The 19944-nt window shown below is 59.6% G+C and carries 22 protein-coding genes and 1 pseudogene; 8 read left to right on the forward strand and 15 right to left on the reverse strand.

The genetic code is table 11. The features are described 5' to 3' along the window. Positions 1-2: 2 nt before the first annotated feature. From KUW67_RS13215 to KUW67_RS13240, 6 genes are all read right to left on the reverse strand, one after another. Positions 3-728, reverse strand: a complete 726-nt coding sequence (locus tag KUW67_RS13215; protein ID WP_224825792.1) for an ATP-binding protein — start codon at positions 726-728, stop codon at positions 3-5. After that, positions 725-2845 carry a helix-turn-helix domain-containing protein gene (locus tag KUW67_RS13220; RefSeq protein WP_224825793.1) on the reverse strand — a complete coding sequence of 707 codons (2121 nt, stop codon included), beginning with the start codon at positions 2843-2845 and terminating at the stop codon, positions 725-727. Before KUW67_RS13220 ends, KUW67_RS13215 begins: the two co-directional genes overlap by 4 nt. Positions 2846-3012: 167 nt before the next feature. Then, entirely contained in the window at positions 3013-3288 is a 276-nt protein-coding gene (locus tag KUW67_RS13225) for a hypothetical protein (protein ID WP_224825794.1), read from the reverse strand. Positions 3289-3581: 293 nt separating this feature from the next. Beyond that, a complete protein-coding gene (locus tag KUW67_RS13230; protein WP_224825795.1) occupies positions 3582-3848 on the reverse strand; it encodes a hypothetical protein in 267 nt (88 codons plus the stop codon). After that, on the reverse strand, positions 3848-4072 hold the full coding sequence (locus KUW67_RS13235) for a hypothetical protein (RefSeq protein ID WP_224825796.1): 225 nt from the start codon (positions 4070-4072) through the stop codon (positions 3848-3850). Before KUW67_RS13235 ends, KUW67_RS13230 begins: the two co-directional genes overlap by 1 nt. Then, complete coding sequence (locus tag KUW67_RS13240; RefSeq protein ID WP_224825797.1) at positions 4069-4347, reverse strand: hypothetical protein; 279 nt, start codon at positions 4345-4347, stop codon at positions 4069-4071. The genes KUW67_RS13235 and KUW67_RS13240 overlap by 4 nt, the downstream gene beginning before the upstream one ends. Positions 4348-4455: 108 nt before the next feature. Here KUW67_RS13240 and KUW67_RS13245 point away from each other — a divergent pair, with 108 nt between their 5' ends. Continuing rightward, the gene (locus KUW67_RS13245) at positions 4456-5109 is read left to right on the forward strand and encodes a S24 family peptidase (protein WP_224825798.1); all 654 of its coding nucleotides are present in this window, start codon (positions 4456-4458) and stop codon (positions 5107-5109) included. A 235-nt stretch (positions 5110-5344) separates the two neighbouring features. Here the strand turns inward: KUW67_RS13245 and KUW67_RS13250 are convergent, their stop codons facing one another. From KUW67_RS13250 to KUW67_RS13280, 7 genes are all read right to left on the reverse strand, one after another. Beyond that, on the reverse strand, positions 5345-6445 hold the full coding sequence (locus KUW67_RS13250; protein WP_224825799.1) for a TFIIB-type zinc finger domain-containing protein: 1101 nt from the start codon (positions 6443-6445) through the stop codon (positions 5345-5347). A 47-nt stretch (positions 6446-6492) separates the two neighbouring features. After that, on the reverse strand, positions 6493-7572 hold the full coding sequence (locus KUW67_RS13255; RefSeq protein WP_224825800.1) for an SPFH domain-containing protein: 1080 nt from the start codon (positions 7570-7572) through the stop codon (positions 6493-6495). A gap of 18 nt (positions 7573-7590) precedes the next feature. After that, positions 7591-8877, reverse strand: coding sequence for an NADH:flavin oxidoreductase/NADH oxidase family protein (locus tag KUW67_RS13260; RefSeq protein ID WP_224825801.1), 1287 nt, complete (start codon positions 8875-8877; stop codon positions 7591-7593). Then, positions 8874-9824, reverse strand: a complete 951-nt coding sequence (locus KUW67_RS13265) for a DUF2927 domain-containing protein (RefSeq protein WP_224825802.1) — start codon at positions 9822-9824, stop codon at positions 8874-8876. Before KUW67_RS13265 ends, KUW67_RS13260 begins: the two co-directional genes overlap by 4 nt. A gap of 4 nt (positions 9825-9828) precedes the next feature. Next, positions 9829-11022 (reverse strand): toxic anion resistance protein, encoded by a 1194-nt coding sequence (locus tag KUW67_RS13270; RefSeq protein WP_224825803.1) that lies wholly within the window; start codon positions 11020-11022, stop codon positions 9829-9831. A gap of 15 nt (positions 11023-11037) precedes the next feature. After that, entirely contained in the window at positions 11038-11907 is an 870-nt protein-coding gene (locus KUW67_RS13275; protein ID WP_224825804.1) for a 5-bromo-4-chloroindolyl phosphate hydrolysis family protein, read from the reverse strand. Between the two features lie 177 nt (positions 11908-12084). Continuing rightward, complete coding sequence (locus KUW67_RS13280) at positions 12085-12873, reverse strand: pseudouridine synthase (protein WP_224825805.1); 789 nt, start codon at positions 12871-12873, stop codon at positions 12085-12087. Positions 12874-12937: 64 nt separating this feature from the next. Here KUW67_RS13280 and KUW67_RS13285 point away from each other — a divergent pair, with 64 nt between their 5' ends. Continuing rightward, on the forward strand, positions 12938-13390 hold the full coding sequence (locus KUW67_RS13285) for a nucleoside deaminase (RefSeq protein WP_224825806.1): 453 nt from the start codon (positions 12938-12940) through the stop codon (positions 13388-13390). Positions 13391-13494: 104 nt separating this feature from the next. On the opposite strand, the gene KUW67_RS13290 is transcribed toward KUW67_RS13285, so the two are convergent. Beyond that, positions 13495-14187: a metal-dependent hydrolase gene (locus tag KUW67_RS13290; protein ID WP_224825807.1), complete on the reverse strand. Its 693-nt coding sequence runs from the start codon at positions 14185-14187 to the stop codon at positions 13495-13497. Between the two features lie 77 nt (positions 14188-14264). Between KUW67_RS13290 and KUW67_RS13295 the strand changes: the two genes are divergently transcribed. The 6 genes and pseudogenes from KUW67_RS13295 to KUW67_RS13320 all read left to right on the forward strand — a co-directional run bounded on the left by KUW67_RS13295 (position 14265) and on the right by KUW67_RS13320 (position 19096). Beyond that, positions 14265-14921, forward strand: a complete 657-nt coding sequence (locus tag KUW67_RS13295) for a ceramidase domain-containing protein (RefSeq protein WP_224825808.1) — start codon at positions 14265-14267, stop codon at positions 14919-14921. Between the two features lie 30 nt (positions 14922-14951). Then, positions 14952-15239 (forward strand): Asp-tRNA(Asn)/Glu-tRNA(Gln) amidotransferase subunit GatC, encoded by a 288-nt coding sequence (gene gatC, locus KUW67_RS13300; RefSeq protein WP_224825809.1) that lies wholly within the window; start codon positions 14952-14954, stop codon positions 15237-15239. Next, positions 15239-16720, forward strand: a complete 1482-nt coding sequence (gene gatA, locus KUW67_RS13305) for an Asp-tRNA(Asn)/Glu-tRNA(Gln) amidotransferase subunit GatA (RefSeq protein ID WP_224825810.1) — start codon at positions 15239-15241, stop codon at positions 16718-16720. Before gatC ends, gatA begins: the two co-directional genes overlap by 1 nt. Before the next feature lie 34 nt (positions 16721-16754). Beyond that, positions 16755-17567 (forward strand): hypothetical protein, encoded by an 813-nt coding sequence (locus KUW67_RS13310; RefSeq protein WP_224825811.1) that lies wholly within the window; start codon positions 16755-16757, stop codon positions 17565-17567. Further along, entirely contained in the window at positions 17567-18229 is a 663-nt protein-coding gene (locus tag KUW67_RS13315; protein WP_370634993.1) for an N-acetylmuramoyl-L-alanine amidase, read from the forward strand. The genes KUW67_RS13310 and KUW67_RS13315 overlap by 1 nt, the downstream gene beginning before the upstream one ends. A gap of 235 nt (positions 18230-18464) precedes the next feature. Then, a pseudogene (locus KUW67_RS13320) lies at positions 18465-19096 on the forward strand (tyrosine-type recombinase/integrase). Positions 19097-19174: 78 nt separating this feature from the next. Here the strand turns inward: KUW67_RS13320 and KUW67_RS13325 are convergent. Beyond that, entirely contained in the window at positions 19175-19939 is a 765-nt protein-coding gene (locus KUW67_RS13325) for an HpcH/HpaI aldolase/citrate lyase family protein (RefSeq protein WP_224825813.1), read from the reverse strand. Between the last annotated feature and the right edge of the window lie 5 nt (positions 19940-19944).

The following is a 19944-nucleotide window of genomic DNA, read 5'->3' on the forward strand; positions in this document are numbered from 1 at the left end:
CATCAGCTCCTCCCCGCCATCCATGCGGCGGCGGTCTCGACCACGCGCTCATCGATCTTGGTGAGGCTCTCATTGGCCATCAGGCGCTCGCATGCATCGGCCAGCTCAAGCGCTGAGCGCCACTGGCCCTGGGTCAGGATGCGGAACCGCTTGGCGGTGCCTTTGGTGACCTGGCCAAAGCGTGGCGCGATCACATAGGCGGCGAGCTCGACATCATCGGTGATGGGTTTCATCAGCACCTTTTTGGCCCCGATCCGCTGGCGAAGCTGGGCAAGATACACCCGCACCCGCGCCTCGATCAGGCGCTTGGCCAAGATGTCAGTGCCCGCCAGGATTAGACCCGCGCCACCGATGTCAGACAGGCCGCGCAGCTTTTCGAGGGTGGCCCATTTGAGCTGATTGGCCTCATCGATGATGATCAGCTTGCCAGCGCACTCGCCCTTGATCTTGCGGAACAAGGTGGGCGCGGTGCCGCTCACATCGAGGCTTGCTCCGCGCGCGTTTAAGCCCATTGCGATCTCCTCCAGGAGGGCCTTGTCACCCATGTCCATCCAGCACTCGACCCGCACCCCTTCAAACTCATCCGCGAGCCAGTTGGTCAGGGTGGATTTGCCGGTGCCTGGATCGCCGGTGATCTGGCCGATCTTGCTATATGGCCGAGCCTTGAGCACGGTTTGACACATCTCAAACGCTTGCTCGGCCTGGGCGGTCTTAATGAAATCGCTCATTCCTCATCCTCTGCAAATTGGAACCCAGCCAGGACCTCATTGGGGCCTGTTTTCCATTGCTCGACTGGGCCTTTGGGTTTCTTGTTTTCGGCCTCATCCAAGAGCGCCTTGCGGCTCTCCCCTTGCATGCGGGCCATGCGGTCGATGATCCCAGCGTCCACAATCGCGTTGACTGGGGCCTCTGGTGCATCGGGCATGTGGGCGATGTGGCGCTCGGTTTCCTCGGTGAGGCTGAGGAGGGCCACATGCTTGCGCTTTTCGGCGATCTGGCGGCGGAATGCCTTTTTGCGTCGATTGAGCTCATAGGCACCCTCACTATCGAGCACCCCATAGGTTTTCTCAGGGAAGGCTTGGCAAATGATCTCACCATCGACCAAGCAGAACACAAATTCAGGATTGAACGCTGGCACTTTGACAGTGATTTCGTGATCAATCCCTAAGAGCTCATCCGCATAGAAATACATGGTCTCGCCACGGCGCGGCGTATAGCTGATCCGCCCGCGATCCGGTGTGCGCTGGACTTCATTGGAGAACGCCAGAGCCATGACCTCAGGGCTAGACAAGACAGCCTTGCCCCAGCCATTTTTGATGAACCCGCGCAAAGCCTCGTTGGGGCTTTTGCCGCGCATTTTGGCACCTTGCTGAGGCCGCTTGTGATACCACTCCAGAGCCTTGCCAGCGATCTCCAGGAAGTCACGCGCGTTGCCCTTGAACGCTATTGGGTCTTTGCCCTTCGCGTGGGTCTTTTTGTTCATGCGGTCGCCAGCGGTCCAGCCTTCGATTGTGGCGAAGAAAACTTGCTCGATGTTACCAAAGGCACCCTCGATGCCTGGCTTGCCTTTCGCGTTGTAGGGGAGCGAGCGCACAATGGCTTTGCCTTGCTCCATCACGCGCTTGTTGACCTCTGGATCACCGTCGAGATCAGCGACTTTCATGCCACCCTTGGAGACCTGAGAGAGCTCGGTGAAGCCATCAATCATATCATCCCAAGAATATTCTGATCCGTTGTCGAGGTAGAGCAGTTGCGGAAGCCCCCACTCATCGACCATCGCCTCAAAGCTCTGGGCCACATGCTCGCGCCGGATGCCCTCACCAGGCTCCAATAGTGCAAACGTCATATGAATTTCGTTGGTGGCCACATCATACCAAGCAATCGCCTTGGGATAGACCACTGTGCCATCCTCGCGGCGCATCATGATGTCCACGGGGTGGACGTCACCCACGACAATCTGGCGCGGCAAGAGACTGTTATAGTTGCGGCGTATCGACGGGACATAATAGTCTTGGAACACCGCGTTATCTTTGTCCTGGATCGCTATCAGCTTGAGATCGCGGTCACGCTCCACAAGGCGGCGGCTGACACAGCACACGCCAAATTGCGTCTTGGTGCTGGCCTTGTCGCCAGACCTACCCAGCGGCAAGGCTTCAAAGTCGATCACTTTTAGGTCGCGACTGATCTCGATCAGCTTGGTGGTGGATTTCTCAGTGATTGTGCGCCAGCCGCGCTCGCCAGAGGCCCAAAGTGATTGGATGTGCGCAGTGAGCTCATCACTCACCCTCGCATGAGTGGTCTCATCAATATGGCGCTCAAAAAAAGCGTCCCATGCACGGCTCACCGTTTTCCGCTTTGCGCCCGTATCGGCGCGCGTCTTGCGGATCAGGCCACTTAGCCCCTCAGCCTCATAAGCTTTGATCCAGTTGTATACTGTGGCGGTGGTGAGCTTTTTGCGTTTGCCGCTAGGCAAAAGGCGCGCCACACCAGCAATCTCGCTCACGGCGGCGGCGCGCTCTGGCGAACCGCTGGCATGATTGAGCGCAGGCTGGATCACATCCAAACGCCACCGCGCTATCGACAGCGCCTTTTGATACTTAGCGTCCGGCTGATATTTCTGGTCAGGCACCATGACGGTTTTGCCCGTGATGGGATCAACCTTTTCATGCAGTTTGATGCCGCGCTGGAGATACCATGTCTCTTTGAGCTCGTGGGGCAACTGATCCACAAATGCCAAGAAGGTCTTTCCGCCCCGCCCGACATTCGATTTGACGCCCTTTATGAGAAGTGGAAATCCGCCAAGGCGCTTCACTTGAAAAGCGTATTGGATGGTGCGCAACGGCAAGCCGGACAACTCTTGCAATTCAGCAGTTGTGATCCATAAATCATCTTGCGTTAGATTTGCGTTAGTAGTTGCGTTAGTCGGTTCTTGATCCTCGGCTAACGCAATTACATTTTCAGCGGCTATCTGAGCGCAATCCGCATCGAAGTCATTTGAAACTTTGCCCATGCCTACTCAGCTCCAAAAGCTGCGATGCGCTCGACATAGAGGTCAACTTCCCGACCAAGCTCACGATAGATTTCCTGAACCTCAGCGAGACTTACGCCAGACAAGATGCATCCAGCCAACTCACGGGCCAACGCCGATGAGAGCAGTCCCGCCACTTCTATTGGAAGCGCATGCTCTTGGATGAGGTCTGAAAGGTCCTCATGCACGGCGTCACGCGCACCATCAGCTATGTCAATTTTCACTTTAGGGTGAAGGATTGGGCGTGTGTTGGCAGGCATCGGAGCCTCCTATCGCGAAATTGATCGGCGGGATGCGCGAGGGGCAAAACTATAGGAACCCGTGTCAGCGCTGGTGCGAGTGCGGCAGGGATTACACATGCGGTTGTGCGCTCCCTCGCTCATGAATGGGTCGGCGCACGTCATGCATTTGCGGCGCTTGTGACCATCAGTGCGCTCCAGCTTATCCCGCATGTTTTCAGCATCAGCCCGATGCGTGACGGGGCCATAAACGCAAACACCGTTGCGCATCACACGCAGGTTGCGGCCCGATTGCTTGATCTCAAAACCGGCCCTCATGCTGAGCCCTCGCAACCATGCGCCATGATCTTGGAGAGCATGCTGGTATAGGCCCGCTGGGCGATCCGGTTGATCGCATCTATCTGGTGAGGCTGAGCGCCCGCGCCAGCATAGATGCCCATCATATCGCCAAAGGCCTCGGCCAGGGCGAGGAGTATCTCCTCATGGGTGGGCACACGGCCTAAGGATCGCTCAAGGCACTCCTTGGCCTCCATATGCGCCTCAAAAGCCGCGCTTTGAATGTGGTCAGGAACGTGGCTCATCATCCGCACTCCCGCTCAAACGCTTCCCGCATCAGGATGTTGGAGAGCTCGGTGAGCTGATTACCCGCAAAGCGCAGCACCGCCGCCGCGTCGGGGTCTGTGATCTTCATCAACAGAGCCAGCGCAAAGTTGGCCTTCTCTTTATCTGACAGGCCTTTGAGGGCCTCCTCCGCCGTGGCGCGCTGAGCGCACTCGAATTGTTTTTGTTGGGTCAGGTGGGTCATGCCGCGACCTCAGAGAGGCGCTTGGCCTCTGCCTCAATGCGGGCGCGGTAGCTGAGCGCTACGACATCGCGGCCAGCATCGTTAATCAAGCGCGAGAGGATTGCTTTGCCGCGATCCCCGCCAGATTGACCATAGGTGGCTTGGCGCGCACTGCTGCGATTGATTTCATTGTCTTGGCACCATGCATCAAAGCTGGTGCCCTTTGCCTTCAAAACGCCAGCAATGACCTCATGCAGGATCACTCCAGGCTGGAACATATTGTCAGAAAGTGCCATATCTTGCCTCATGTCTCGATTGTGCCGTGGTGGCATAAGTCAGAATATGACCAATAGTTACACCTTATGCAAGGGGAGTATTGACCATTATGGGCAATTTTTGGATAAATGACTGAATTTAATGATAATATTTCCCAAATTAGGAGAAATATGGGGCTATCTCGCGAAGCATTTGCCGAGCCGCTTGGGGTGTCGCCTGACAAAATTCGCCATATTGAAACGGGAAAGCAGAGAGCCGATCACGAAGTCTTAGGAGCGCTGCGGACTGTTTACGGAGTGGACCTCAATGAGCTCTTTGAGGGTAAGATTGGTTCCGAAACCAACACGGCGAACTCGCCGTCATTTGTGACGGTTCCGAAATACACCGTTTCCGCAAGCGCTGGTAATGGCGGCTCTTTCGTCTCTGATCCTCTGGAGATTACGCATTATGCGTTTCAAGAGAGCTGGATCAAAGGCAAGGGCCTTGACCCCAAGATGCTCCACATTGTGCGCGTCAAGGGTGACAGCATGGAGCCCAAGCTGGTCGATGGTGATCTGATTTTGGTGGATCGCGCCCAGGCAATGCCATCCGATGGCAGCACATACGTGGTGCGTATATGGGATGAGCTGGTGGTCAAGCACGTCCAGAGGACGGGCAAGGATAGCATCTCATTGATCAGCGCCAATAAGGTTTACCCACCGCGCGAGCTCGATCTCCCATTGGATGAGGCCAATTTTGAGATCATTGGGCGTGTGGTCGCATCAATGCATGAATGGCCATAGTTGATGCCGCGTTTGGTGACTTGCGGCATCAAGCGGCGATATTCTAAAATAAAGCGTGCCGCTCTTGCTAATCGGCCAATTTTGCCCGCGTTTGTCGGATCGCCCATAAACAAAGGCCTTTCAGAGATGAGCCCTTTCATGCATTCCAATTTAGAACGTGCTCACCATTCCAATTCATTCCGATCCCCCCCATTAGGGACGCCTCCGGCGGGAGTATTTTTACAAAGATGAAGGCCTATTGGTTGATGGCGATGGCGTAGCCCGCGGCGCCTGCAACGATAGCTCCAACGATCACGGCGAAGGCGATTTTCCATGCGGAATAGGGACGTTCGCCTTGCACGCGCCCGGTTTGGCCGTTGACGACGAAGCGGTAGGTCTCGCCGCGGTATTTGTAGGCGGCCAGCCAGACGGGCAGCAGGATATGCTTGAAGGTCACATCGCTGAGCTGCGTGTCGATATTGTGGACGCGCTGGCGGTCGCCGCCGATATCCATGCGCACGTCGCGTTCGATGATGCGGTCCATGTAATGGCGGGCCTCTGTGAAACCGTCGGACAGTTCGACCGTGTAGCCTTCGGCGCGGAAGCCTGCGAGGAATTCGGGCAGGTAGGGTTCCAGATAGCTTAGATCCCACGGTTGCAGTGCGTCGGTGAAGCGTTTGGGCAAGGACTTTGAGGCCAGTACCAGCACGTCATCAAAGAAGCGCGACACGCGGCCTGAGGCGGCGGACCAGCGGGTCCGACGTTCTTGGCGGGTGCGCATTTTGCCGTCGATACGGACTTTTCTGGTAACGTAGTAATCATCGCCGCGCTGGCCGGAATAGCGCGAGGCTGTGCCTGCGTCATAGGTCCAGTAGGGCACGTAGATGCCTTGCATCTTGCGGCCCTTGCGAGCGTAGTCTTTCAGCCCGTTCGGGGCGAACCAGAGGCTGCCGAGCCAGCCGTTCATCGCGGCCTTGGCGGCGCGTTCATCCAGCTGAAAGGGCAGCACGGCCTTGGGTTTGATGTGGCGATGTGTGCCGGTGTCGGTCACGACGGGGGTGGCGCAGAACGGGCATTCCTTGGCGTGGGTGTCGGCATCAAATTCGGTCTGCGCGCCGCAATTGGGACAGGCGAGAACGCGGGTTTCCTCGATCTCGGCCTCGGGAAGGCGGGCCTCTAGGGCGGCGCGGAAATCAAGCTCCTGGATCGCGGCTGTGCCGGAGGGTTCGACGATTTGCTGGGTGTTGCCGCAATGATCGCAGATCAACGTGTTTTCCCCGGCGGCAAAGCGGAAGTCAGCCCCGCATTGATCGCAGGGAAAACGGTGATCTTGGACGGATGTTGGGACGACTTGCATGCGTCAGGAAGCCTTCGGCGCGGATATTTGTTCCAAAATGAAACCAATCAGGCTCCGGGTGGTGGCGGGGGGAGGATGGTGAAAAGTTGCGCGAGTTCAGCGACCTCGTCGGCGGTTTTCCAGCCGTCTTGCCCTGCGGTCCACACATGGGTGTCGCGGGTGAGCGTGCCGTCCTGGGCCATCTGGCCCATGCGGGCTTTGGAGAAGGGGCCTTTGGTCTGGCCGTTCTCGGCGATGTGCCAGACATGTTCGACGGGCGGCGGTGGCGGGGCCATCTGGGGCTGCATCTGGCCAGCCATCGCGATGCCCATCCCCATGCCGAGGCCCGCGCCCATGCCGCCGCCGCCATTTGGGTTCTTGGCGGCTTCGGTCATGGCTTCGGCCGCGGAATATTGGGTGAAGCGGCCCAGATCGCCAGCAATGCCCGCAGAGGTGCGTTTGTCGAGGGCGGCTTCGACGGAGGCGGGCAGAGAGATGTTTTCGATGTAGAGTTCAGGCAGGGTCAGCCCGTATTCGGCGATCTGTTCGGAGATTTTTTCGGCCAGCGCTTTGCCCAGCTCGGCGGTGTTGGCGGCCATGTCGAGCACAGGGATGCCAGAGCCCGCGATCAGGCGCGAGAAGGCCTGCACGATGATGTTGCGGATCTGGTAGCTGATCTCGTCCATGGTGAATTTACCATCGGTGCCGACAATTTCGATCAGGAACTTCGCAGGGTCGGTGACACGGACGCTATAGGTGCCGAAGGCGCGCAGGCGGACCGGTCCGAATTCCGGGTCACGGCACATGATCGGGTTTTTGGTGCCCCATTTCAGATCGTTGAAGCGCGTCGTGTTGACGTAGTAAATCTCGGACTTGAAGGGGCTGCGGAAGCCGTGATCCCAATGGTTCAGCGTCGTCAGGATCGGCATGTTGTTGGTCTCAAGCATATAGAGACCGGGGGTGAAGACATCGGCCAGTTGGCCTTCATGCACGAAAACGGCGGCTTGGCCTTCGCGCACGGTCAGCTTGGCACCGTATTTGATCTCGTGGCCTTCGCGTTCAAACCGCCACACCATGGTGTCGCGCGTGTTGTCGGTCCAGTGGATGACGTCGATGAACTCTCCGCTGAGGAAATCGAAAATGCCCATGGGAATGGTCCTTCTTTGCTATCGTTTCAACGCTTTGGCAGCGCGATTTTCAGTGCGGTCATAGGCAATGAGCGCCTTGAACGGGCTGAGGTCGGTATCGGGATCTTTGCCGTCTGCGAGGCTGTAGATATGTTCAAAATACCAGCCGACACCGGCCCAGGCATTCAGATCGCGCAGGAATGAGATGGGAGAGGTCGGGCCGAAAAGCCCGCGCCCGATATTGAGATCATCATCGCGGCTGTCGAGCCGGTCTTTCGTACCCGACAGCAGGTCGGCGGCACCGTCAGGTCTTAGGATCAGCGGGCGGCCCAGCCCGATCAGATCGACGCCATCGCCGAGTGCGCTTTCCATCGCCGCGCGGGAGCGAAAGCCACCGGTCACCATCAGGGGTATCGTGGTGGCGGCGCGGAGTTTCGGAACGAAATCAAGGAAATAGGCTTCGCGGGCCAAGGTGCTGGCGCGCTTTTCCTCGGCCTTCGGGTCCTTGCGTTCAAAGTCGAACATGCGGGGCTGTTCGTAGTTCCCGCCCGAGACTTCCAAGAAATCGCAGCCTGCGTCTTCGATCCATTTGGCAACCTGAACGCTGTCATCTTCGGAAAAGCCGCCCTTTTGAAAGTCGGCGGAGTTCAGCTTGACCGAGACGATGAAGGGCGCGGCGCAGGCGGCGCGGATCTCGGCAACCACCTCAACCAGAAGGCGGGCGCGGTTCTCAAGAGAGCCGCCATAGGCATCGGTGCGCCGGTTGGAGAGCGGGCTGAGGAACTGGCTCATCAGGTAGCCATGGGCGGCGTGCACCTGCACACCGTCAAAGCCTGCGTTTTGCGCGATGCGGGCGGCGTTGAGAAAGCGCTTCTTGACTTGCGCGATCTCATCAAGGCTGAGCGGGGTTGGTTTGCCGAAACGGCCATTGCCCATTTTCAGGCCAACATCCGAGGCGGATTTGGGTGTCGGGTTGACGGCCTTTTGCGTCTGGCGGCCTGCGTGGTTGAGCTGCATCACGATCAGCGCGCCGTTTTCTTTACCGGCGGCTGCCATATCGGCAAGCGCCGCCAGCGCGGCGTTGGATTGCGCATCCTCGATGGCAAGGTTCGCGGGGCGTTCCAGATGCCAGCGGTCCACATGGACATTGCCGGTGATATTCAGGCCGACACCGCCAGCCCCCCAACGGCGATAGAGCGTGGAAAAGCACTGATTGGCGTGATTGTCGCCCGCTGCCAGACCTTCGGTCATGGCGGCTTTGACAAGCCGGTTGGGCAGCACCGCGCCGCAAGGCAAGGTCATGGGCTGGGCCAGAGGATCGCTCATGCGGGGCCCCCAAGCAATTCGGCGGCGATGACTTCGGCTGTGGGCCGCGCTTGATCGACGGTCATGCCTGTTTTCATGCGCGGATCATAAAGGATGCGCAGCAGCAATTCGTCATGGGTGGTCAGGCGACCAAATTCTTCGTCATCATTGAAGATCGACGGGCGCGCGGCGGCGCTATCATTGGCCAAGCCAAGGGCTTGCGCGATTTCCTCGTGCAGGCAGGCGGTCCGCAGGATGTCGGGATGTTCGGCACGGATCACGGCAAGGGCGCGGTCATAGCTGCCCTCGTTGCGACCCACCGACTGGCTAAGCGCCACGCAGAAGGTCGAGCGTGGCAGGTTCACGATGCGATCCAGCGCAGAGCGGGTGATGCCGGGCGCGAGCTGTTGCAGGCGCGGGCCGTAAGCGCGGCGTTCATCTTCGTGCAGGATCAGGACGTGGAAATTGGCGTTGCGTTTGGACAGGCGAATGGGCAGGCCGGTGAGCCGTGACAGGCGCTGGGTAAAGCGCTGAATTTCGGCCCGGTCGGCTTTGCGCTTGGCTTCGGGGACACTCGCGCCGAATTCGACCGCCATGACGATGGGTTTGGACCAGCGGCGCAAGACGGATGCGCTTTCGACGCGGGCCAGTGCATTCGCGCGCTCGGTATATTCGTTGAACATCGCGATGCGGGTGAAGTTTTCGACCAGCTGGCGTTTGTTGAAAGGCGTGTCCGCGCCCCCGCCATCCTGACGCAGAAGGCCTTGGACCAGCAGGTCATTTTCGACCCGCGTATAGTAGCGCTCGAGCTGGAGACTTTCGGCAGAGCGTTCGGGCGTGGGCTTGGGCGCAGTGGCGGCCAGACCGGGCGGACGGGCCTGCGGTTTGGGCGAGGGCGGCACAGGCTCGCAGGCAACAAGTGCGAAAAGCGCGGCCGTTCCTGCGATCCATTTGAGTGCCGATCTCATGCCTTTAGCCAGCCGCTGTGCCGATAGTGTCGCCTGTGCCGGTCTTGCGGGACTTTGCGGCGGCGAGTGTGTCGCGCAGCTCTGTCTCCATCTTTTGCAGCTCAACCTCGGCTTCGGCGCGGCGCGCCTTGCCCGCATCGGCGATCTGCAGCGATTCCTCGATGGTGGCGACCAGTTCGGCGTTGGCGGTCTTGACCGCTTCGATGTCGAAGACGCCGCGCTCCATTTCCTCGCGGACGACCTTGTTTGCTTCGCGCAGGTTCTTGGCGTTGGCGGTGAGCAATTCGTTGGTCAGGTCATTGGCGCCGCGCACGGCCTCCGCCGCCTCGCGGGAGCGCTGGATCGTGACGGCCTGTGCCAGCTGGGTTTCCCAAAGAGGGACGGTGTTGACGAGGGTCGAGTTGATCTTGGTGACGAGAGACTTGTCGTTTTCCTGCACCAGCCGGATCGACGGGAGCGATTGCATCGTCACCTGACGGGTCAGTTTCAGGTCATGCACGCGGCGCTCCAGATCGTCACGCGCGGCGCGCAGGTCGCGCAGTTCCTGCGCTTTCATGACCTGGTTTTCTTCGGAGGCGGCTTCAACCTCACGCTCTTTGTTGGGGATCGCGGTTGCATCCAGTTCTTTGATCTTCTCTTCTCCGGCGGCGATATAAAGCGCCAGTTCATCATAGAAGGTCAGCGTTTTTTCATAGAGCACATCCAGCGATTTGATGTCCTTAAGAAGCGTGTGTTCGTGCTTGAGCAGCTCATCGGTGATGCGGTCGATCTGGTCTTGCACGTCCTCGAACTTGGCGACGAATTTCGCCATTGGGGCCGCGCGGCCCAGCAGTTTTTCCCACCAGCTGCGCTCGCGGCGGACGTCCAGTTCAGAGATGGAAAAGCCACGGATCGTGGTCACGATGTTACGCAGGCTGTCGCCGGCGGGCCCGACGTCCTTGTTGCGCACATCCGACAGCATCGACTGGCTGATCTGCTGCAATTCGGCCTGGGCGGCGGAGCCAAAGGAGATGATCGACTGGGTGTTCTCCATATCAATCTCGTCCATGCGCTTTTTGATGGCGGCGGTCTGGGTCTTGTTGGCCTTCTCCATCGGCACGATATCCGTGGCCGGGGTCGGTTCCGGCAAGACAACCGCGTTCAGCTCTTCCACAGCGGCGAGGGTTTTCTCGGCCTCTTTGCGCACATTTTCATCCATTTTGGGGCTCCCTGGTTACTCAGTTCTGACACCTTCGCGGGCGAGGCGCTCGCGCAGGACGTCGATTTCAATGTCCAGATCGCTGCGGTCGGCCAGCAACATGGTTTTGTTTCGGGCGGCGAAGTTCTGCTCAAGATCAGTCAGCAGAGCCTCGTAATCGGCTTTCGCCTGCGCGTCGCGGGTGCGGGCATAGATGTCGGCGAACTTGGCGGTCGCGTCGCGCGCGCCCAGCAGGTAGACGCCCAGATATTTGCGCGCGGCGGCCAGATCGCGTGGGTCTTCTTCGACCGTGCGGGCCAGATCGCGGACGGTGTTGGCAAAGCGCGCGACACGGGATTCCATCTGGCGGTCTTGCGCGCGCAGAATGGCGTCTTTCATGGCCTTCAGATGATCTTCGGCCTCATCCACGGCGCGGGCGACGCGGGATTGCTGAAAGGCGTCGATGCCCTCGACGCCCTTATCTTTGAGCGGGTCGAGACCGAAAGCGAAGCTGTGCAGGACGGTGCCCGCGACAGCGAACACGATGGGGGCAAGGCCCAGGCCGCCAGAGGCGAACCCGGCGACGAACAGCGCGCCACCTGTCAGCAGGGAGGCCGCGATTTTGCGAGGAAATGCAGGGCGTTTGGCGACTTTGCGGGCGTCATAGGCTTCGTGTGCCTTGAGCCCTTCGCGGGTCAGCCAAGCGGCGAGGATGAGCGTGCCGAAGGCGATGAGGTTCAGCGCAAGTTGGCTCGCATCCCCCGTGAACGCACGGATCGCCAGCGGGATCGGCACGAAAAAAAGCACATTTGCGCGGCCTCCGGCGCGGGTGCGCGTCTTGCCGCGAAACTCCGACGGGCTGTCGGGCGCGTCGGGGCTGTATTTGCCGCCAAAGCGTTGCGCCATGCTTACAGGCCTCCGCCGACGGAGACATAGACGATCAACGCCAAGAGCAGCCCATAGGCCAATTTTTGCAGTCCGGTTGCTGACATAAAGGCCCCCTCGGCCAGAAGTTCGTCGCACTTAACCCACCAACATCAAAACTATATGTAAGCGCTTGGAAGAATACCAGAAGGGGGAATTTTAGCGCGGATCGTTCCGTCTGCGTTGCGGTTTGCGCTTGCGCTGGGGCTTGGGCTTGTCGTTCCAGCCCATCTGATCGGCCAGAACCCGGCCTTTGACCTCTTCAACCGCGCCTTGTTTCAGATCGCCCAAGCGGAAGGGGCCGTAGCTGACGCGCAGCAGGCGGTTGACGGGCAGGCCCACGACCTCCATCGCGCGGCGGATTTCGCGGTTCTTGCCTTCGCGCAGGCCGATGGTGAGCCAGGCGTTTGCGCCTTGCTGGCGGTCGAGGGTCACTTGCATGCCTTGGAATTTCTCGCCGTCGATGGTGATGCCGCGGCGGAGCGGCTCCAGTGTGGTGTCATTGGGTCGGCCATTCACACGCACGCGGTATTTTCTGAGCCAGCCGGTGGAGGGCAGCTCAAGCGTGCGTTTCAGCCCGCCATCGTTGGTCAGCAGCAGCAAACCTTCGGAGTTGATGTCGAGCCGTCCGACGCTCATCACGCGGGGCATGTCGTCGGGCAGCGCATCGAACACCGTCTCGCGGCCCTTTTCATCGCGGGCTGTTGTTACAAGGCCAGTCGGTTTGTGGTAGAGCCAAAGCCGGGCGGGTTCGGGCGCCGCGATGGGTTTGCCGTCGACGGTGATCTCGGCGCTTTCGGTCACGTTCAGCGCGGGGCTGTCTATTTGGGTGCCATCGACGGTCACACGGCCTGCTTCGATCATACGCTCGGCTTCGCGGCGCGAGGCGACGCCCGCGCGGGCCAGAACCTTGGCGATACGGCTGCCTTTTGGAGTTTCAGTGCTCATGCGCAGGCCTTATCGGGTTTCGCACAGGCTTGCCAGAGCGCGTGGGCTGGGGCAGGGAAGACGGATGGAGTTTATCAGCCATATGAAGGCCGCACTGGCCGAGGCGCGCTTGGCCGCAGAGCGCGGCGAGGTGCCTGTGGGCGCAGTTGTCGTCGCTCCGGATGGGGCGGTCGTGGCGCAAGCGGGTAACCGGACGCGGGAACTGAACGATCCGACGGCACATGCCGAAGTGCTGGCGATACGGGCTGCCTGCGCTGCCGTCAGGTCGGATCGGCTTCCCGGCCATGATCTGTACGTGACGCTGGAGCCTTGCCCCATGTGCGCCGCAACGATTTCTTTCGCGCGGATCAGGCGGCTTTACTATGGGGCGAGCGATCCGAAATCCGGTGGCGTCGCCCATGGCGCGCGGGTGTTCAGCCATCCGCAATGCCACCACGCGCCGGAGGTCTATGACGGGATCGCGTCTGATGAGGCCGAGCGCGTATTGAAGACCTTCTTCGAAAATCTGCGCGGCTAGGGCCGCTTGAGCCTCCGGCGGAGGTATTTGGAGACAAAAGAAGCCAGCATTTTAATCAAATTGTCGGCTTCATCTTTGCATAAATACTTCCGCCGGAGGCATCCTCACATCTCGATTGCGACCATCGGTTCGGGTTCTATGACCTGAACGTCGGGCAGGTGCTTGATCATCTCGTCGGCCGATTGTGCGAGAACCGGAAAGGTTTTGTAGTGATAGGGGATCACCGTCTTGAAGTTGAAAAACGTGCGCGCGGCGAAGGCGGCGCGGTGCATGTCCATCGTGAAATGTCCGCCTGCGCAAAGGATCCCGATATCGGGCGCGTGGAGCGCGTTGAAGACCTGCATGTCGGCCATCACATCCGTGTCGCCGGAGATGTAGATCGTGTGGCCGTCGCCTGAGACCATATAGCCCGCCTCGGACCCGGCATAGATCAGCTTGTCTGACAGCGGAAGGGAGCTGGAATGGGTTGCGTTGACCATCGTCACTTTGACCTCACCCAGCGTGATTGTCCCGCCTTTGTTGAAACCGGTCGCCTCTACCTTGAGCGTTTCGCTGATCCACGAGGCAAGCTCGACGATGGCATAGATATGAGCGCCGGTCTCGTCGGCAATCGCCTGGATCTCGGCGGCGTGATCGAAATGGCCGTGGGTGAGGAAGATGGCGGTGACGCCGTCCAGAGCGTCGGCGCGGCGGTCATCGGGGAAGGCGGGATTACCTTCGAGCCAAGGGTCAATCAGCAGAATCTGATCTTCGATCTTGATGCGCAGGCTGGCATGGCCGAGGGGGATGATCTTCATGGGGTGGTCTCCGGGCTGGTCTTGGGGCTGGGGATTGTTATCTGTCAGGGTAGCGGGAATTCAGGGAAAGCCAAAACATGAACTGGAGCGAGCAGATTGATGCCTATTGCGAGCGGATGGACCCGTCGTTTTGGGCAGAGCCGATCAATGCGGTGACGAATTTGGCCTTTATTCTGGCCGCGCTGTTTATGTGGCGCCGGAGCGCTGGTTTGCCCCTAGCACGCGCGCTGTGCGTGGTGTTGTTTGCCATCGGAGTTGGATCGTTTCTGTTCCACACCTATGCGACCAGCTGGGCGGCGACGGCGGATGTGGTGCCGATCCTGATCTACATTTTGCTCTATATCTATGTCGCCAATCGGGCGTTTCTGGGGCTGGGTCTTTGGGGTGCATTGGGCGGCGTGGCTTTGTTCATCCCTTATGCGGGGATGATGGTGCCCGCTTTTTCGTTGATCCCCGGGTTGGGGTCCTCGGCGGGCTATGCGCCGGTGCCGCTGTTGATCTATTTCTATGCGCTTTGGTTGCGGGATCGTGCGCCTGAGACGGCCAAGGGGTTGGCGATTGGGGCGACGATACTGGTCGTGTCGTTGACTTTTCGGACGCTGGATTATCCGCTATGTGACGGCATCCCGTTTGGCACGCATTTCATGTGGCATATCCTCAACGGGATCATGCTGGCGTGGATGATCGAAGTTTACCGCAGGCATGTGCTTGGCAACCCTATCGGGGCGCGCTAAACCCTGCGCGATCTTACGAGGGAAACGCCCATGTCCATCGACATCACAACGGCTGCCAAAGTGGCCAAGCTGGCCCGCATCAAGGTGGAAGACGACGCTCTTCCCGCGCTGGCCGAGGAGTTCAACGCGATCCTTGGCTTTATCGAGCAGCTTGAGGAAGTGGATGTGGAGGGCGTGGCACCGATGACCTCCGTGACGCCTCAGCGGTTGAAGCGGCGTGAGGATGTGGTGATGGATGGCGATCAGCAAGAGAAGGTTCTGAGCAACGCGCCCGATGCGCGGGAAGGCTTTTTCGCGGTGCCGAAGGTGGTGGAATAATGTCTGATCTGAACAAACTGACGCTGGCCGATGCGCGCGACAAGCTGCGCGCAAAAGAGATCACATCGGTCGAGCTGACAGAGGCCTGTCTGAGCGCGGTTGAAGGCGGCAAAACGCTGAATGCGTTTGTTCATGACACGCCTGATCTGGCGTTGGAGCAAGCGAAGGCAGCGGATGCGACGCTGGCCAAGGGCGATGCGCCGTCGATGTGCGGTTTGCCGATTGGGATCAAGGATTTGTTCTGCACCAAGGGTGTGGCAAGCCAAGCCGGATCGGCGATTCTGGAAGGGTTTAAGCCGGAATATGAAAGCACCGTATCGCAGAACCTGCTGGATGCCGGTGCTGTCATGCTGGGCAAGCTGAACATGGACGAATTCGCGATGGGCTCGTCGAATGAGACGTCTGTTTATGGCGACGTAGTGAACCCCTGGAAAGTCGATGATCGCAACCTGACGCCGGGTGGGTCTTCGGGTGGGTCTGCCTCGGCTGTGGCCGCCGATCTGTGTTTGGCCGCAACCGGCACCGATACGGGTGGCTCGATCCGCCAGCCAGCAGCGTTCACGGGGATCGTCGGTATCAAGCCGACCTATGGGCGGTGTTCGCGCTGGGGCGTTGTGGCGTTTGCGTCCTCGCTGGATCAGGCGGGGCCGATGACCAAGACCGTGCGTGATGCGGCGATCATGCTGGAAGCGATGTGCGGGCATGATGCGAAAGACAGCACCAGCGTGGATATGGCCGTGCCGGATTTCGAGGCCGCGCTGGAAGGCGATATCAAAGGCAAGACCATCGGTATCCCGAAGGAATACCGGATGGACGGGATGCCGGATGAGATTGAGGCTCTGTGGAGCCAAGGCACAGAGATGCTCAAGGACGCAGGCGCGAAGATCGTTGATATCACCCTGCCGCACACGAAATATGCGCTGCCCGCCTATTACGTGATTGCGCCGGCGGAGGCGTCCTCGAACCTGGCCCGCTATGACGGGGTGCGGTACGGGCACCGCGCCAAGTTGAGCCAAGGCGATGGCATCACGGAGATGTATGAGAAAACCCGCGCCGAGGGGTTTGGCCCCGAGGTCCAGCGCCGGATCATGGTCGGCACCTATGTGCTGTCGGCGGGCTTTTATGACGCCTATTACAATCGCGCGCGAAAAGTGCGGACGCTCATCAAGAAGGATTTCGAGGATGTGTTCGCCCAAGGTGTCGACGCAATCCTGACGCCTGCGACACCCTCTGCGGCCTTCGGTTTGGGTGAGATGAAAGACGCCGATCCGGTGCAGATGTATCTCAATGACGTCTTCACGGTGACCGTGAACCTTGCCGGTCTTCCGGGCATTTCCGTGCCTGCTGGACTAGATAAACAAGGGCTTCCGCTGGGTTTGCAGCTGATCGGCAAACCGTTCGAGGAAGGCGAGTTGCTGCAATTTGCCCACACGCTGGAGCGTGCAGCAGGTTTTGTGGCAAAACCCGAAAAATGGTGGTAATCTGCGCCTCAAAAGAATGAGGCAGAGACGGATTATGCGTGGATTTATTGCGCTTTTGGCAGTTGGCGGGCTTGTGGCCTGCGCGCCTGCCGTGCCCGACAGCAACCCTGATCGCGGGGCTGGTGTGGGCTTTGGCAGCTACTCGGAATATCAGCAGCGCCAGTTGGAGCGTGACCGCGCTTTGCAAGGCAGCAGCCTGCCAGCAGCCGCTCCCGTGACCGCGCAGACGCTCGATCCGGCCAGCGCGACGACTGCCCCCGCCACCACAGGGGGGCCGACACCGGCCAAGCAAGCGCTTGCGACCCAGCCTGTGACTGTGCCGCGCGCCGGATCGACGGCCCCGCAAACTGATGATGCCGCCCAGATCGCGGCAGGTGCGCGCGCCGCGCTGAGCAATTCCAGCACCGAGCCGGTGCAGGCCAGCCCGTCAAACCCCGCGCCGACGATTGTGAACAATCCTGGCATTTCGGATGAGCAGGATTTCGACGCCGTCTCGGCCCGTCAAACGATTGAATCGGATGCCGAACGCCGCGCGCGCCAAGCCGCGCAGTATCAGGTGATCGCGCCTACGGCCGTGCCGGAGCGTCAGGCGAGCGGTCCGAATATCATCGAATATGCGTTGTCCACGCGCCACGCAAAGGGCGAACAGATCGTGCGCCGTGTGGGCTTTAATCTGGCCAATAAGAACCGCCGCAACTGCGCAGGGTTTGAAAGTGACGATGCCGCGCAGGAGGAATTCCTGCGTCTGGGCGGTCCAAACCGCGACCGCTTGGCGCTTGATCCCGACGGCGATGGCTTTGCCTGCGGCTGGGATCCGGCTCCGTTCCGCCGGGCGATCAACAACTGATCCAGCGACCTTCCCCCAACTTTGGGCCGCGCCGCGATGGCGCGCGACCGGATATGATTGTGCTGCATTATACCGCGATGCTGTCGGCTGAGGCCGCCTGCGCGCGGCTGTGTGATCCGGAATTCGAGGTCTCCGCGCATTATGTGATTGGACGGGACGGGACGGTTTTCCAACTTGTGAATGAAGAGACGCGCGCTTGGCATGCGGGGGCGGGGCAGTGGCGTGATTTCACGGATGTGAACTCCCGCTCTATCGGGATTGAGTTGGATAATGACGGGTTCTCGCCCTTTTCCGCGCCGTTGATGGATGCGCTAGAGAGGCTGATGCCGGGGATCATGGCACGCTGGGCAATTCCGGCGGCCAATGTCATTGGCCATTCGGACATGGCGCCGGGGCGCAAGGTGGATCCGGGGCCGCGGTTCGACTGGGCGAGGCTGGTGCGTGGCGGGTTCGCTGTGGGCAGCGATGCTGTCGGCGATGTGGTCGACGCGCAGGCTTTCGCGGCAGCGCTGGATCGCATCGGATACCCCCCTTGCGATCCCGAGACACGTTTGGCGGCGTTTCGTTTGCGCCACAACCAAGGCGCCACCGGGCCGCTGACAGGCACGGATTGCGCGCGGGCGGCTGCTGTAACAGTCAACGCTGCACCTTCGTGTGCGTAGCGGGTCTAGGATGAAAGACCGGAGATAGGCGTGAGCTGCAGCGAATGTCGGCAGTGAGGCCATAGCGGAAGTGTCAAAGTCTTGCTGCGTGCGCTCGCAGCACGAAAAACGCCGCAAGTGAACCGTGCAAAGTACTGTAACCCAGCGAAGAAAGCGGTCGTTCGGAATATGCTATGTTCTTGCTATCAGCGCGGTGCTGATGACAGGGCACGGAGGGCGGATAGGAGGGCATATCATGCCAAGAGTCCAACTCCTTGCGACCACCCCGAAACGTAAAGCCTGGAACAAAGGGCGGATCATTGGTCAGAAACGGCCGCTGTTACCGAGGCAGGTTTGGGCAATCCGAGCGAGGTTAGAACTCGTTGGAAATCAGCGGGACCTAGCCTTTTCAACGTCGCTATCGACAGCAAATTGCGTGGCTGCGATTTGGTCAAACTTGCCGTGACTGATTTGGTTAAAGATGACCGCGTTCGTGAGCGTGTTTCGGTGATCCAGAGCAAGACCAAAAAGCCGGTTCAATTTGAACTGACTGAAAACACGCGCGAGACTGTCTTGGCTTGGGTCAGATCGCCCGAGATGTTCGCGTGCCGCTTCCTATTTCCGAGCAGGTTTCACGACCGGCCGCACATTTCCACGCGCCAATATGGACGCATTGTCAGGGCTTGGGTCAAAGCGATTGGTTTGGATCCAAGTGGGTATGGCACGCATTCCATGCGCCGGACGAAAGCTGCAGAAATCTACCGAAAAACAGGAAATCTGCGCGCTGTTCAATTGCTTCTCGGTCACACAAAGGTGGACAGCACTGTTCGGTATTTGGGAGTTGAACTTGAAGATGCTTTGAATATCGCGGAAAATGTCGACATTTAATAAGTTGGTGAGCGGCTCAGGCTGCTCGCCAGCCTTGGGTCAGACACTTGCGATTGCGCGCGATCATTGAGAAATTTTTCATGTAAAACGGACTCTAATGCCGTGCACGGCGTCTGCCAAAACCACCAAATCTACCGCAACGGCCACGAAGGTTGCGCCTAGGGTGAGGTATCGGTCTGCGACATCAGGATCGAGCGCCATGACCCCCGCCGGCACGCCCATTTCGACCAAGCGATTGATGGCATCGCTGACAGCCGCAACAACGTCAGGATGGGTTACTTGTCCGCGCAGGCCCATGCTCGCGCTGAGGTCTGCGGGGCCGATAAACACAGCATCCACGCCGTCGGTCCCCGCAATTTCACCGAGATTTTGCAGGCCCGTCAGCGTTTCGACCTGAACAATCAGGCAGAGTTCTTCTTCGGCCACGTTATGATAGTCATCGACCTTTCCGTACCGTGTGGCGCGGGTCATGCCCGCCATGCCGCGCATGCCTTGCGGGCCGTAGCGCATCGCATGAACGGCCGCCGCCGCCTCACGCGCGGTCTGTACATAGGGCACCATCACAGTCTGCGCGCCCATATCAAGCACGCGCTTGAACAGGGTCGGATCGTTAGCCGCAACCCGCACCACAGCGGTCGTATCTGGGTTTTGCCCGATGGCTTGAAGGGCGGGCAGCACCTCGATCGTTTCAATCGCCGCGTGTTCACAATCCACCAGCACCCAGTCAAAGCCCGCCCCGCCCAGCAGTTCTGGGATCGTGTTGCCGCCAATGGTGTTCCAGACCCCCAATTGCCGCGTGCCATTTGCGATGGCGGCTTTGAAGCGGTTTTTGGGGTTCTCCATTGTTT

The sequence above is a fragment of the Cognatishimia sp. MH4019 genome, from assembly GCF_020177595.1.
Taxonomy (GTDB): domain Bacteria; phylum Pseudomonadota; class Alphaproteobacteria; order Rhodobacterales; family Rhodobacteraceae; genus JAHTBL01.

What these genes read in the sequence shown, in the direction of transcription:
- KUW67_RS13290 (WP_224825807.1), bottom strand. Translation starts at nt 14,187, where the DNA reads ATGAAGATCATCCCCCTCGGCCATGCCAGCCTGCGCATCAAGATCGAA.
- KUW67_RS13230 (WP_224825795.1), bottom strand. Translation starts at nt 3,848, where the DNA reads ATGAGCCACGTTCCTGACCACATTCAAAGCGCGGCTTTTGAGGCGCAT.
- KUW67_RS13265 (WP_224825802.1), bottom strand. Translation starts at nt 9,824, where the DNA reads ATGAGATCGGCACTCAAATGGATCGCAGGAACGGCCGCGCTTTTCGCA.
- KUW67_RS13245 (WP_224825798.1), top strand. Translation starts at nt 4,456, where the DNA reads ATGACTGAATTTAATGATAATATTTCCCAAATTAGGAGAAATATGGGG.
- gatA (WP_224825810.1), top strand. Translation starts at nt 15,239, where the DNA reads ATGTCTGATCTGAACAAACTGACGCTGGCCGATGCGCGCGACAAGCTG.
- KUW67_RS13275 (WP_224825804.1), bottom strand. Translation starts at nt 11,907, where the DNA reads ATGGCGCAACGCTTTGGCGGCAAATACAGCCCCGACGCGCCCGACAGC.
- KUW67_RS13235 (WP_224825796.1), bottom strand. Translation starts at nt 4,072, where the DNA reads ATGACCCACCTGACCCAACAAAAACAATTCGAGTGCGCTCAGCGCGCC.
- KUW67_RS13240 (WP_224825797.1), bottom strand. Translation starts at nt 4,347, where the DNA reads ATGGCACTTTCTGACAATATGTTCCAGCCTGGAGTGATCCTGCATGAG.
- KUW67_RS13250 (WP_224825799.1), bottom strand. Translation starts at nt 6,445, where the DNA reads ATGCAAGTCGTCCCAACATCCGTCCAAGATCACCGTTTTCCCTGCGAT.
- KUW67_RS13325 (WP_224825813.1), bottom strand. Translation starts at nt 19,939, where the DNA reads ATGGAGAACCCCAAAAACCGCTTCAAAGCCGCCATCGCAAATGGCACG.
- KUW67_RS13215 (WP_224825792.1), bottom strand. Translation starts at nt 728, where the DNA reads ATGAGCGATTTCATTAAGACCGCCCAGGCCGAGCAAGCGTTTGAGATG.
- KUW67_RS13285 (WP_224825806.1), top strand. Translation starts at nt 12,938, where the DNA reads ATGGAGTTTATCAGCCATATGAAGGCCGCACTGGCCGAGGCGCGCTTG.
- KUW67_RS13255 (WP_224825800.1), bottom strand. Translation starts at nt 7,572, where the DNA reads ATGGGCATTTTCGATTTCCTCAGCGGAGAGTTCATCGACGTCATCCAC.
- KUW67_RS13270 (WP_224825803.1), bottom strand. Translation starts at nt 11,022, where the DNA reads ATGGATGAAAATGTGCGCAAAGAGGCCGAGAAAACCCTCGCCGCTGTG.
- KUW67_RS13260 (WP_224825801.1), bottom strand. Translation starts at nt 8,877, where the DNA reads ATGAGCGATCCTCTGGCCCAGCCCATGACCTTGCCTTGCGGCGCGGTG.
- gatC (WP_224825809.1), top strand. Translation starts at nt 14,952, where the DNA reads ATGTCCATCGACATCACAACGGCTGCCAAAGTGGCCAAGCTGGCCCGC.
- KUW67_RS13280 (WP_224825805.1), bottom strand. Translation starts at nt 12,873, where the DNA reads ATGAGCACTGAAACTCCAAAAGGCAGCCGTATCGCCAAGGTTCTGGCC.
- KUW67_RS13295 (WP_224825808.1), top strand. Translation starts at nt 14,265, where the DNA reads ATGAACTGGAGCGAGCAGATTGATGCCTATTGCGAGCGGATGGACCCG.
- KUW67_RS13225 (WP_224825794.1), bottom strand. Translation starts at nt 3,288, where the DNA reads ATGCCTGCCAACACACGCCCAATCCTTCACCCTAAAGTGAAAATTGAC.
- KUW67_RS13310 (WP_224825811.1), top strand. Translation starts at nt 16,755, where the DNA reads ATGCGTGGATTTATTGCGCTTTTGGCAGTTGGCGGGCTTGTGGCCTGC.